This is a genomic window from Desulfocicer niacini, assembly GCF_054657595.1.
Genome location: NZ_BAAHYK010000044.1, coordinates 14,904 through 27,314 on the forward strand (window position 1 = coordinate 14,904; position 12,411 = coordinate 27,314).

The following is a 12,411-nucleotide window of genomic DNA, read 5'->3' on the forward strand; positions in this document are numbered from 1 at the left end:
ATGTATTAACAATATATAAGCACGAATTGAAAAAAATGAAATATTTTTTTTAGAGGGTTCAACGTAATGCCTTATTGAGTTTTGTCTTTTTGTTTAAGGCTATTTGATGCATCGGTCGTGGCCATTTCAGTGGAAAAGTACCGGGACGGGTCCTGGGATTCACCTTTCACAAGGACTTCATAGTGGACATGGGGGCCTGTACTTTTTCCGGTATTGCCCATGAGACCAATTGTGTCTCCGCGGTTTACCTGATCTTCTTTCTTTACCAGAATTTTATCAAGATGCCCGTATTTGGTGACGATACCGTTGCCGTGATCAATAACGACAAGGTTGCCTATGAGCCATTTTTTTCGGGCAAATATCACGGTGCCCCGGGCCGAGGCCACCACCGGGGTACCTTTCCTGTTGGCGATATCTATGCCTGTGTGAAACTCGGGTTTGTTTGAGAAAGGTGATATCCGTTTCCCAAATTTGCAGCTGACAATCCCCGGAGCCGGCTGGATGGCAGGGGTCCGTGCCCGGATATCATTATTGATCTTTAGATCATTTTTAAGGACGTTGAAATTATCAATGCCAAGGCTCAGTTGCTGCCGGTTAAGTGCTATTGCCTTTTGCAGGGAATCCATTTCCTGGTCCAGTCCATGGGAGGGCAAATCAACGGACAGGCAAAGCAAGGGCGTAGGCTCCCGGGAGGTGCCCCCCATTCCTGTCATGACGGTTTGGGAAGGCTCCGGGGAGGTAAAAGGTGTGTTCAGATGGGCAAGATGCCTAAGTTCTTTTCCAAGGGCTCTAAGTCGGGCGGTTTCCAGGCTCATTTGTTTTACCTGAGCTGACATGGTTTGGTTGCGTCGGGTCAGTTCCATGAATTCTTGTGACTGATCCCGGGCTTTTATCTGCTGGAGCATGATTTTGTTTTCCTGTTCCTGGAGGGTGTCATGTTGTCTGTGAATGGAGTGTTGCAGACGAGTGGTGATGGCCGTCATTTGATTCAATTGTCTGTGCTGATGCACACAACATACAACTAGTATTACCACAAGCAAGCTGAGGATAACCGGAAGTTGCGGACGGGGTAAGTGCATGGAAAACAGGGGTTTTAATTTTTTAAGCAGGGCCTCTCCGTGGTGGCAAACAATGCGGTATTGTGTGCATATCTTGAATTGTCTATGGAGGCTCATATTGGATTCCAGGGGTTTTTTCAATATTGGGGGATACTGCTGAGGTCGACAGCAGAGTTCTCCCAACGGTCACCCGTTCCGGCCCATTCGGAGCCAAAGGAAATCAGGCCTTTTGCCTGCCGATTGTACCAAATCGCAGGCTGTTTGAGGACAGTGCCTGCGGTAATGGCGCTTTAGACCGGCAGGGCAAAAGGGTCGCCGACGGTCCGGTCGGAGCGGGTGGCCGTTGGGGGCGGCATAATGCCTTTTTCATTATTCGTTGTGTCGGCAGACCGACATGATCGTTATATGGCTCCCGGAATCAGCTCAAGGCCCCGTCTCTGGTTTAGCCCAAACATCAGATTCATGTTCTGCACAGCCTGGCCTGCCGCCCCTTTCAGGATGTTGTCAATGGCGGAGACCAGAATGATCCGATTACTGTCAGAGTCCACATGGACTCCTATATCACAGAAATTGGTTCCCCGGACATGGGCAGTGTTGGGAAACTCTCCCCGGGGCAGCAGGCGTACAAAGGAATCCGGGCCATAGTATTGGTTCAAAATGTCCATCACAGCTCCATGGGAGGTGGGTTGTGTCACTTCGGCATAAATTGTTGTGAGCATGCCCCGGGTCAGGGGAATCAGGTGTGGGACAAAGGTTATTTTCACCGGTTCTCCGGCATGGGAAGATAAAATAGCTTCCATCTCCGGCACGTGGCGGTGGGCACCTACCTTATAAGGCTTAAAGGATTCGTTGACCTCACAGAAATGGGAGGATAGAGAAAGGGCACGCCCGGCACCGCTGACTCCGGATTTGGAGTCTGACACAATTCCCCGGGGGCTTATTAGACCCTCTTTGATCAGGGGGATCAGGGGCAGCAAAAGGCTTGTGGGATAGCATCCCGGGTTACCCACCAGTTCGGTTTGCCCGATGTCGTCTCCATAGATTTCACTTAAGCCGTAAACGGCCCGTTCCAGAAGTTCCGGGGCACTGTGGGGCTGATATGCAGACGCATAGAGTCCTGCGTCTTTGAATCTGAAATCCGCGGACAGGTCAATTACCTTGATGCCGTTTTCAATAAAAAAAGGTGCATAGGACATGGACACCTTGTGGGGTAGGGCCAGAAACACACAGTCAACACGGCCTTTTAAGGATGCCGGATCCATTGGTTCACAGGTTATGTTCACCATTTTTCTCAGGGCTGGAAAAATATCCACCAGTTTTTTACCGGCATAGGAACGGGAGGTGACCGCTGTCACCTCTGCGTCGGGGTGCCCTGAGATTAATTTTACAAGCTCTGCGCCGGTGTACCCTGTTGCCCCTGCTATACATGTTTTAATCATTTTATTCCCATCGTGCAAAAAGTAGAATAATACCCAGTTATTATAAAGGGTTTGATAGAATCAATAAACCTTATCAGACAATGCATGTCTTTTCAAGGCAAGATTCGGGCTTTGATTACAAGGTACGCCTGCCCCCTGCCTGGAATGGCCGATTCTATGAGTAAACCACTGCTTTTCCTTGACAGGGCTTTGTACAAATCTAATAATGATAGAGCTTGCTGATCCTGTTCTGTAAATAGTCGGCTTGCTCACGCCTAACTATTTTAATCCGGAGGTTTCCATGAAAAAAATATTCAAATGGTTTTTACTGGGCATGGCTGCCCTTGTTGTTATCATGGTGGCAGCTGTGTTGCTGATCCCCAGATTTGTGGATGTGCAGCAATACAAGCCCCGCATGGAAAAGATGATTTCTGAGGCCACAGGACGTCCCTTTTCCCTGAGCGAAGACCTTAAATTGTCCCTTTTTCCTTGGGTGGGAGTTTCTCTGTCTGATATTCAATTGGGAAATCCGCCGGGTTTTAAAGAATCTTCCTTTGTTTCGGTACATTCCTTTAAGGTCAAGGTAAAGCTTTTACCCCTGTTCTCCCGGGATATACAGGTAAAGGAATTTATAATGGATGGTCCACGCCTGGTGCTTATAAAAGGGGTAAACGGTGTCGGTAACTGGGAAAATTTGGGGCCTGGGCCTGCTGCACCGGGCAGCCTGGGTGCCGATAAGACGGCAGAACCGTCTTCCCCGGAAACAGCGCTTACAGGGGGAAATGCCCCATCCACGGGTTTGCCGATGAGCGCTTTGAAAGTGGATCAATTTTCCATCACCCACGGGATTGTAGAGTGGCATGACAGGTTACAAAAAACATCCACAACCTTCTCCGATGTTAATTTACTGTTAACAGATATTTCCCTTGACGGGCCCGTGGTCCTTGATTTTTCGGCCCTGGTGGACGGAAAGCCTGTTGCTGTTAAAGGCCAGGTGGGACCGGTGGGCAATCCCCCGGCACAGGGGGAACTTCCCTTGAATGTAACGGTTAAACTTTTAAAGGAAATTTCCCTGGTAATTAAGGGAAAAGTCGTTGATGCCACCACCCCGGCACCCCGGTTTCAACTGGCCCTGGACCTGGCAGCCTTTTCTCCCCGGAGCCTTTTAAAAACATTGGGAAAAGAAGGACTTCTGCCCGCCACGGATACATTTAAACAATTTTCTTTTAAAGGGAACCTGTCAGGAACGCCCTCCGCCGTGTCCATTGCCGATGGTCTAATGGTGCTGGATGAATCCAGGATCTCTTTTTCAGGGGCAGTCAAGGCGTTTTCCAAGCCTGATATAAAATTTAATATGGACCTTGATACCCTTGATCTGGACAGATATCTTCCACCTTCACATACCCAAACACCCCCGGTGGCATCACGTGCCGGTGATAAAGGAAAAACGCCCGTTGCTTCTGCCACCACAAAAATAGACTATGCACCTTTACGTAAACTGGTGCTGGATGGACATGCCAGGGTGGGAAAACTCAAAGCCGGGGGCATGGTGATTGAAAATTTGGATATGGCAGTTACCGGCTCCAAAGGGCAATTTCATCTGGATCCCTTTAAAATGGATTTATACCAGGGTCGGATGACATCCGCGCTTGGTCTGAATGTCCAGACTGATACGCCCAAAGGTACCTTTGATCTCAAGACAGATGGTGTCCAGGTGGGACCGCTGCTTAAAGATGCTGCTCAGAAAGAGTTCCTTGAAGGGGCATTGAAGGCCGATGTGAATCTTAACTTTCTTGGAGATACTCCGGAAGTTATCAAACAGAACCTCAATGGCACCGGAGAGCTGATTTTCACCGATGGTGCCCTTGTGGGGGTGGATCTGGCTGGTATGGTTAGAAATGTGACTGCTAAATTTGGTCTTGCTCAACAAACAACGGAAAAACCCCGGACCGATTTTGCGGAACTTAAGGCACCCTTCACCCTCACCCGGGGGCTTTTTAATACCCCGGGGATCACCATGAGTTCTCCTTTAATCCGGCTTCTGGTGCTTGGCAATGCAGATCTGGCCAAAGAAATCCTTGATTTCAAGGTGCAGCCCAAATTTGTGGCCACACTGAAGGGACAGGGCGATACCCAGGAACGCAGTGGCATCACTGTACCTGTGCTTGTAAGCGGGACCTTTGACAAACCAAAATTCAGACCTGACATGGAATCTTTATTAAAGACCTCCGTTCCCGAGGTGAAACAGATCAAAGAAGATGTAAAGGCCCTTATAAAGAACCCAGGAGATTCCAGTGAGCAGGTAGAAGAGATTAAAGAAAAGGCCAAGAATTTGCTGAAAAATTTTTCTCTTGGGCAATGAGGTAACTATGGAAAATCTTGATCAGATCATATCCACCCTGTCCATGACCATGGGGGCGGCCTGGGCCAGTGGTATTAATCTTTATGCCACTTTGCTGGTTCTGGGAATCATGGGAACAACGGGCAACATCGTGTTGCCTGAAAATCTTCACATCCTCATGGATCCCCTGGTGATGGGGGCCGCAGGTGTCATGTATTTTGTTGAGTTTGTTGCGGATAAAACCCCGGGGGTGGATACCGGCTGGGATGCCATTCATACCTTTGTGCGCATTCCGGCAGGGGTGATGCTGGCCGCCGGTGCCGTGGGGGAGGTGAACACGTCTGTGGCCGTTGCCGCAGCCATTCTAGGGGGCGGTCTTGCCGCCAGCTCCCATGCGGCCAAGGCCGGTTCCCGGGTGTTGATCAACACTTCTCCGGAACCCTTTTCCAACTGGATTGCCTCCATCCTGGAAGATGTGGTGGTGGTGGGGGGCATATGGGCATCCTTGACCCATCCTTGGATTTTTATAGCGCTGCTGGCCTTTTTTATTGTACTTTTGATCTGGCTCATGCCAAAGCTGTGGCGGGGAATTAAAAAGATCTTTTCGGTTCTGGGGCGGTGGCTTGGTATTTCCGGGTCTTCACCGCCGACATCGGATACCGATGCTTAGGCGAATTTTTTATAACGGTCATGTCGGTTAGCCGACACAACGAAGGATGAAAATGGCAAGATGCCGCCCCCAACGGTCACCCGATCCGGCCGCGGACCGTCGGCGGCCCTTTTGCCCTGCCGGTCTAAAGCGCAGGAACTGCGGGCAGGTTTGTCCTCAAACAGCCTGCGCTTCTTAACGCCCGGCAGGGTAAAAGGGCTGATCGCCTTTGGTTCCGAATGGGCCGATCTGGGTGACCGTTGGGGGCTCTGCTGCCGTATTTTTATATATAAAAAAATTGAGAGAAAGGTCGTTTCTATGAAAGCAGAAATATTGTCCACAGGGGATGAAGTCCTCTGGGGTGACATTGATGATTCCAACGCCAGCTGGCTTTCCCGTCGGTTGCGGGAAAGCGGGGTGGACGTCACCCGGGTGAACTGTGTTGGCGATGATATAGATACCATAAGTGATGTCATGACGGAAATTTCCACCCGGTGTGATGTGGTGGTGGTCACCGGGGGACTTGGACCCACCAGTGATGATCTGTCGGCCCAGGCCGCGGCCGTGGCCACCGGAGACGATCTGGTGCTTAATCAGATGGCCTTTGATTCCATGGCATCCTACTTTGCCCGCAAGGGCTGGGATATGACAACGGGGAACGAAAAACAGGCCATGCTGCCCGCTGGGGCAACCGTGATGGACAATATCTGCGGCACGGCCCCGGGATTTTTCCTGGACTATGGCCGGGCCAGATTTTATTTCATGCCCGGGGTGCCCCGGGAAATGAAGGCAATGTTTGAGCGTCATATTCTACCCGAGATGGATGCCCGGCATCCGGCTCGCAAGTCTGCGGTGCTGTGCAGGTTAACTGTGTTCGGCCTGCCCGAGTCCAAAACCGGTCATAAGCTGAAAGACTTTTATGAGAACTTTCCCGGCATGCGATTGGGATTCCGGGCCAGTTTCCCTTTTATCCAGGTGAAATTCGGCAGTGATCCCTTTGCCGGAGAGGCGGGGTGGGTGACCTCGGAAAAAATGGCAGAGGCAAAGGCCTGGGTTCTTGAAAGACTTGGCCGCTTTGTGATTTCCACACAGGGATTGTCCATGGAAGCCACGGTGGGACAGCTGTTAACCCAGCGGGGGCAGACCCTTGCCGTGGCTGAAAGCTGTACAGGCGGACTTATTGCAAACCAGATCACCGATGTTTCCGGCAGTTCTGATTATTTTGTCCTTTCTGCCGTCACCTATGCCAATGAGGCAAAAATCTCGGTGCTGGGGGTGAAAAAAGAGACCCTGAATATTCATGGTGCCGTGCATGAACAAACGGCCCTGGAGATGGCCCTGGGAGTGCGGAAAAAAGCCGGGGCGGACTGGGGCATATCCACCTCGGGCATTGCCGGACCCGGGGGGGGCAGCGATACTCGGCCCGTGGGTATGGTGTGTATTGGCGTGGCAGGACCTGACGGTGCCCGGACCTTTACCCACACCTTTTCCCATGATGACAGAGGGATGAATAAAAAAATGTTTGCCGCCATGGCCCTGGAGCGGCTGAGGCGGGAACTTGTATTACAGCCCGAGGCAGTTAATATTCATGATGATGCAGTGGTGGCCTGATATGGAAATTGGAACCGGTGTCATATGTTGCCTGTGGATGCCGACATCGGGGTCCATCTGACAGGCCGGGTTTGATAATCACATTGTCCATTCAGGTTTTGGTTATTTTAAATTTTTCCACAAAACCATCGGGCTGGTAACTCATCTTGGCCTGCCTGAGCCCAGGATGTCCAAGGTCCTGCTCCCGATTTATGGTCTGGTAGTGAGCGGTGATAATGCTGGCAAATGCCTGGTTTACGAATTGATAGATGCCCTTGTATTCATCCAGTGCCTTTTCAAAATGAATGACAAAACTGGTTCCAAGGGCAAGCTCTTCTCCCAAAGTGTAGGCCACGGGCCGGTCTTCCACGTAGTAGATACCACCGCACAGCTGAAGGGGCTCACATTTTTCCAGTGCCTCCCGGGCCGCATGGTAATCGCCGTCTTCGCTTCGCCCTTCCCGCCATTGCTCCAGCACTTCCAGAGCCTGGGGCATGTAAGACTCCAGAAGGGGTCGAGCCTCATAGTTGTGGTTGTTGATAAATGCTTTTATGAGGTTCCTTTTTTTGTGATACTTTCTGCCGGTAAGCTCGGCAAGATTGTCCCGGAAATAGAGATAGTCAAAATTATCCCGGTCTTCGGTGACGATGCAGCCCTTTTCTTTAAGGATGCCCGCCTGGGTCTGGGTGGCACATTTCAGGATGCCATGGTCGGCAAACAAGGTGGCAAGGCCTTCCCGGGGAGGCAGGCCAAAGGGGCACATGAAAAAGGGAATGCCCTTGTCTTTTCCCAGGATGATAATGTGCTTTTTTCCCATTCGGGAAACACGGTAGTTGTGCGCCTGTCGAAACAGATAGATATTGGAAAAGGTGAATTCTGAAATGCCTTCCGGCAGTTTCTGGAACAGAGGATGCAGCGTGTCTCTCAGATCCATGGTGATCTCAACTGCATCGGGATAATCAGGTATCATGTAAAAATGTCTCCCGTGGCATATGAATGGGGAATGGGGGGGATCGTCTGGGCGATATCCGCCCGAATCATTCCCCCTTCCAGGTTTAGGGTTTGCGGGATTAAAAGGGCCAAAAGCTGTTATCTCCCCACACCTGATCCAGCAATAACTGATCCATTTCCATCAGCATGGTTAAGTGATCCCGCTCCCAGGTGGACAGCCAGAGGTAAAGCTTTTTTTCCTCGGGATCCTGGGCGGCATCGGCCTGATCGGCATAGATGTTCACGGCCCGCTGCTCCATAACCATGGCCGCGGAGATGGCCGAGGCTTCAAACCCTGCTGCGGCAATCCCTTTGATCACATCCGGGGTTAGAATGGCATCGGGCAATTCACTTTTTTGGGCATCTTTAAAGGAGCCTGGTTCAAACTTACCGCTGGCGGTGAAGGATTTGAACTGTTCCGCCAGCACCTTCAAATGAAGGGTCTCTTCCCTGGCCATGGACTCAAAAAAAGATTTCACCGCTTTATTTTCAGTCTGTTGGGCAACTTTTTTATAAAATGCATGCCCCCGTTGCTCCAGAATGATTGCTTTTTTTAAAATATTCAAGGTGTTATTTTCGGTCATGCTGCCTCCTGTTGTTTTTTAAAGTAGCTACTGGGTTTTGGGTGCTTAAAGCCATTGATTTTTCATGATTGATTTTGATACCTAAACCACCGATATCAGAGCCTCCGGGGGCAGTCCCCGGAGGCGGTATCATACCTCTTTCGATTTTCATTGTGGCAAGTGTTTGCTCTAACTGTGTGATCCGGTTTCAGCAAAAAAGCCTCTCCACTTCCGGGGGCATCACGGCGTAGATAAACCGTTTCCCTTCTTCCAGGGAGCCCAGCCACCTGTTCATTAAAAGTGCCTTTGCCGGATTCCAGGTGATGAGACCCACGGCCGTTTCAATGGATAGTTCCTGATTAAGTTCCTGGATAAAATGTGACAATTCATTCCAGAGATTTAAATCATGGTTGGATGCCAGACTGTCCGTTCCAAGACTTACGTTGATACCGGCGGACAATATCTTTTCCATGGGAGCCCGACCCACGCCGATAAATGCGTTGCTGCGGGGGCAAAGGCAGACATGGCTACCATGGGCTGACAATATGTCAATGTCTTCATCGTTTAGTTTTACACAATGCACGGCAATGGTGGATCTGTCAAGTAAACCAAGCCCGGCGGCGTGGGCCACCGGACGTTCCATGGGGGGGATGTAAGACGCGTCTATCAGGTTGCCTTTAAGCAGCAGATCATGGAATGCTGTCTGTTTGCCCATGAGCATGTCGACTTCATCATCGTGTTCGGACAGGTGAATGGAAAAGGGCAGCCCCCTTTGACTGTCCTGGGCTTTAATCTGCTGAAGGGTTTGGGCATTGGTGGTGTGAAGAGCATGCCCCGCTCCGGCAATGGCGGCACAGCCATTGGCACTGTAGGGGATATCCGTCATGGGTAATCCCGGGGGGACAAAGCCAAAGGCTTCACAGAAACAGGTAAAAGAAAGCCCCTGCTGCGTGAAGATATCCGCTATTTTAATATCCGCCACAGATGTTATATCTCCCACAGCACATCCTCCATGATCCATGAATTCAGTGACAGCTTTTCTTGCAGCAGTGTAATCGGTTTCGGTATAGTTGTTTTTGATCATGCTGATCAGCCAGGGAACAAACCCCTGACCAGGCACTGTTTTGTCTTTAAGGCCGGACAGTTTCATGTGACAATGGGCATTTAAAAGTCCGGGGGTGATGGTGATTTCACCCAGATCCTGGATTTCACCAGTGTACAGCGTTTTTAACTCTTTGTATCTGCCAATGCGTAACAGTTTTTTATGGTCATGGATCATACAGGCGTCATCAATAATTTTTTGTCCTGGTACCCCTGTGATCATACGTTTGCTTCGGATCAGTTCTATTTGAGATCCATTGGTTTTTGACAAGAATAAAACTCCTTTGAATTTCTAACCCCGTGGTGCGCCATCCATTGTTTATACTGCTGTGCTATGGCAGGGGGGTGGTGGTATAAGCCACGTTGGCATCTTCGGACTTGTGGGCCGGCATTTCCTTTCCGTCCCGAAGGTCCTGCACCCAGTCGGGATTGAGCAGACTTGATTTTCCACTGAGGACGATGTCTGCATCCCTGAAGGCATCTTCTGCACTTTTTCGGTCATGGATTTTGCCGCAGATCATCAGGGGAAGGGTTGTCACCTGACGCGTCAGGGCTGCCATGGTGTGTCCTGAGCCAAAGGCATCCATGGCGTAATTATAGGTGGATACAGAAATGGCATCTATGGGTTGGGCATCAAACAGGCGGATCATCTCCTGCCATTGTGCTTTATTTTCAAACAGCGATACATCCATGTCGGCAATGCCCCAGTTGGAAACCCTGACAATGAGCAGACGGTCCTGGGGAATCACTTCTCTTACGGCCTCAATGACTTCCCGGACATACCGGAATCGGTTTTCCATGGAACCGCCGTATTCATCGGTTCGTTTATTGGAATAGGTGGAGAGAAACTGGTTCAGGAGATACCCGTGGGCCGCATGGATTTCAACCCCATCAAATCCTGCGGCCATGGCACCCCTGGCCGTTTCTTTAAAACCGTTTATTACGTGGGCCATGTCAAAGGAACTCATTTCATCGGGGATCTCGTAGGGAGTGCCGGTGAATGGATTGTTCTGGACCGGGGTTACGGGGCTTGGGGCAATGACCCTGCCGGCGGGGTTGATGGCTTTCCATGCCATGCGCCCGCAATGGAACATCTGGCATATGGATACGGCCCCCTGTTCTCTGATGCCATCGGTGACCTTTCTCCAGGCATCAATCTGGGGCTGGGTGGTCATGCGGGCTTGCCCGGGATAGCCCTGGGCGCTCTCATAATCGGTGACAATGGCTTCGGTGTAGACAATGGCGACATCTTTTTTGGCACGGGTGACCAGAAAATCCAGCACATCCTGCCGGGGAATGCTGTCTTCACCGGCGGAAATGCGTGTCATGGGGGCAACCCCCAGTCTGTTTTTCAATGTAAAATTTTTTAATTTAAACGGGGAAAAAATGGTATCTGTCATGATCGTTCTCCTTTTCTTGTGAGTGATGGATCATATCCGAGCGACTTAAATCCTGAGTGGTAAATGACGTTAAACCATTCATTGAAACCAAATGATCAGATGGAATATAAGCATCTTTGGAAAAAATACAGGCCAGGGAAATTTTTTTTGAATTGCCCTGGTTCATTATATCATCTAAACTGGCCATATACAAAATAGACTCGATTTTATAAAACGATACAAATAAATATAAAAGAGGGGGGTGACCATGGGAAAACGCTTCGGGAGACAAAAACATGGAAAACGGCCAGTGGATTTTTTTCGTCAAGGTTCCCGGATGGCTCTTTTATGCCTGTTGTGTCTGCTGGGTACGCTTCTGTTCTCCCCGGCGGCGACCCAGGCAAAGGAGATACGCATCGGTATTCTCATGGCCAGTGATATTCGACTGGAGACGGTGAAGGGATTAAAGGATGCGCTGGTGGAACATGCCACAGAAAGCCATCATACCTTTATCTATGGTATTAAAAATGCCCAGGGGAATCGAAAAAGACTGCCGGAACTGGCCGCCGGGATCATTGCGGATAAACCCGATATTGCCGTTGCCGCAGGGGGAATAGAGGCCGATGCCCTGCTGGTGGCTTCGGCCGGTACGGGGATACCGGCCATTTTTCTTTCGGTGTCGTCTTCGGTGCACCGGGGTGTAGTTGCCAGTATGGTGAGTTCCGGCAATAACTTCACTGGTATTGATACTAACGACACCAATCTCACCGCCAAGCGTCTCTGGTTTATTAAAAAGATGCTTCCCGAAACAAAAACAGTTTTTTGTTTCCACGTCCCTTCCATTGTAGCCTCTGTGGAGTCCCTTGCCGTGGCCCGGCGGGCAGCCAATGAGCTGGGCGTTACGCTGCAGGTTTCAACTGTTGAATCCGATGCCGATATAACCAAAGCCGCAGAGACCTTATCCCGTAACACCACAGATGTGATTCTCCAGTTTCCCGTGGCACCGATTGACCGCACCCTTAAAAGCATTGTTTTTCCCCGGGCCATGGCTGAAAAAATTCCCATTTTCGGTCATGGCAAAAACAGCATCCAATCGGGTGCATTTGCCTCCTATGCCGGTTCACGATACGCCAATGGCCAGCAGGCAGCCCGCCTGGTTCATAAAATTGTCAATGGGATTAACCCCACAAATATTCCGGTGGAATTTCCTGAAAAACTGGAGCTTATCATCAATAAATCACTGGTGGAACGGCTGGGATTGAAATTTACCGGCCGCACCTGGCGCATGGCTGATGAGATCGTTGATATTCAATTTTAATTTC

10 protein-coding genes are annotated in these 12,411 nt (G+C 50.3%); 4 read left to right on the forward strand and 6 right to left on the reverse strand.

Annotated features, from left to right (window positions below):
• Nucleotides 1-71: 71 nt before the first annotated feature.
• Nucleotides 72-1,175: a peptidoglycan DD-metalloendopeptidase family protein gene (locus tag ACYQ2M_RS19770; RefSeq protein ID WP_459918104.1), complete on the reverse strand. Its 1,104-nt coding sequence runs from the start codon at nt 1,173-1,175 to the stop codon at nt 72-74.
• Between the two features lie 284 nt (nt 1,176-1,459).
• A complete protein-coding gene (argC, locus tag ACYQ2M_RS19775; RefSeq protein WP_459918105.1) occupies nt 1,460-2,497 on the reverse strand; it encodes an N-acetyl-gamma-glutamyl-phosphate reductase in 1,038 nt (345 codons plus the stop codon).
• Between the two features lie 280 nt (nt 2,498-2,777).
• On the opposite strand from argC, the gene ACYQ2M_RS19780 reads away from it, so the two are divergent.
• The 3 genes from ACYQ2M_RS19780 to ACYQ2M_RS19790 all read left to right on the forward strand — a co-directional run bounded on the left by ACYQ2M_RS19780 (nt 2,778) and on the right by ACYQ2M_RS19790 (nt 7,077).
• On the forward strand, nt 2,778-4,838 hold the full coding sequence (locus tag ACYQ2M_RS19780) for an AsmA family protein (RefSeq protein WP_459918106.1): 2,061 nt from the start codon (nt 2,778-2,780) through the stop codon (nt 4,836-4,838).
• A 7-nt stretch (nt 4,839-4,845) separates the two neighbouring features.
• The gene (locus ACYQ2M_RS19785) at nt 4,846-5,487 is read left to right on the forward strand and encodes a DUF4126 domain-containing protein (RefSeq protein ID WP_459918107.1); all 642 of its coding nucleotides are present in this window, start codon (nt 4,846-4,848) and stop codon (nt 5,485-5,487) included.
• A 297-nt stretch (nt 5,488-5,784) separates the two neighbouring features.
• Nucleotides 5,785-7,077 carry a competence/damage-inducible protein A gene (locus ACYQ2M_RS19790; RefSeq protein ID WP_459918108.1) on the forward strand — a complete coding sequence of 431 codons (1,293 nt, stop codon included), beginning with the start codon at nt 5,785-5,787 and terminating at the stop codon, nt 7,075-7,077.
• 91 nt (nt 7,078-7,168) lie between these two features.
• Here ACYQ2M_RS19790 and ACYQ2M_RS19795 read toward each other — a convergent pair whose 3' ends face one another.
• The 4 genes from ACYQ2M_RS19795 to ACYQ2M_RS19810 all read right to left on the reverse strand — a co-directional run bounded on the left by ACYQ2M_RS19795 (nt 7,169) and on the right by ACYQ2M_RS19810 (nt 11,110).
• Complete coding sequence (locus ACYQ2M_RS19795; protein ID WP_459918109.1) at nt 7,169-8,026, reverse strand: DUF2156 domain-containing protein; 858 nt, start codon at nt 8,024-8,026, stop codon at nt 7,169-7,171.
• Nucleotides 8,027-8,126: 100 nt separating this feature from the next.
• Nucleotides 8,127-8,630, reverse strand: coding sequence for a ferritin-like domain-containing protein (locus ACYQ2M_RS19800; RefSeq protein WP_459918110.1), 504 nt, complete (start codon nt 8,628-8,630; stop codon nt 8,127-8,129).
• Nucleotides 8,631-8,817: 187 nt separating this feature from the next.
• Complete coding sequence (locus tag ACYQ2M_RS19805; RefSeq protein WP_459918111.1) at nt 8,818-9,981, reverse strand: amidohydrolase family protein; 1,164 nt, start codon at nt 9,979-9,981, stop codon at nt 8,818-8,820.
• A 61-nt stretch (nt 9,982-10,042) separates the two neighbouring features.
• Nucleotides 10,043-11,110: an oxidoreductase gene (locus tag ACYQ2M_RS19810; protein WP_459918112.1), complete on the reverse strand. Its 1,068-nt coding sequence runs from the start codon at nt 11,108-11,110 to the stop codon at nt 10,043-10,045.
• A gap of 247 nt (nt 11,111-11,357) precedes the next feature.
• Here ACYQ2M_RS19810 and ACYQ2M_RS19815 point away from each other — a divergent pair, with 247 nt between their 5' ends.
• On the forward strand, nt 11,358-12,407 hold the full coding sequence (locus ACYQ2M_RS19815; protein ID WP_459918113.1) for an ABC transporter substrate-binding protein: 1,050 nt from the start codon (nt 11,358-11,360) through the stop codon (nt 12,405-12,407).
• Nucleotides 12,408-12,411 lie beyond the last annotated feature (4 nt).

Excerpts from the sequence above, each read along its gene's own strand:
- ACYQ2M_RS19770 (WP_459918104.1), bottom strand. The coding sequence starts at position 1,175 with ATGAGCCTCCATAGACAATTCAAGATATGCACACAATACCGCATTGTT.
- argC (WP_459918105.1), bottom strand. The coding sequence starts at position 2,497 with ATGATTAAAACATGTATAGCAGGGGCAACAGGGTACACCGGCGCAGAG.
- ACYQ2M_RS19790 (WP_459918108.1), top strand. The coding sequence starts at position 5,785 with ATGAAAGCAGAAATATTGTCCACAGGGGATGAAGTCCTCTGGGGTGAC.
- ACYQ2M_RS19785 (WP_459918107.1), top strand. The coding sequence starts at position 4,846 with ATGGAAAATCTTGATCAGATCATATCCACCCTGTCCATGACCATGGGG.
- ACYQ2M_RS19780 (WP_459918106.1), top strand. The coding sequence starts at position 2,778 with ATGAAAAAAATATTCAAATGGTTTTTACTGGGCATGGCTGCCCTTGTT.
- ACYQ2M_RS19810 (WP_459918112.1), bottom strand. The coding sequence starts at position 11,110 with ATGACAGATACCATTTTTTCCCCGTTTAAATTAAAAAATTTTACATTG.
- ACYQ2M_RS19795 (WP_459918109.1), bottom strand. The coding sequence starts at position 8,026 with ATGATACCTGATTATCCCGATGCAGTTGAGATCACCATGGATCTGAGA.
- ACYQ2M_RS19800 (WP_459918110.1), bottom strand. The coding sequence starts at position 8,630 with ATGACCGAAAATAACACCTTGAATATTTTAAAAAAAGCAATCATTCTG.
- ACYQ2M_RS19815 (WP_459918113.1), top strand. The coding sequence starts at position 11,358 with ATGGGAAAACGCTTCGGGAGACAAAAACATGGAAAACGGCCAGTGGAT.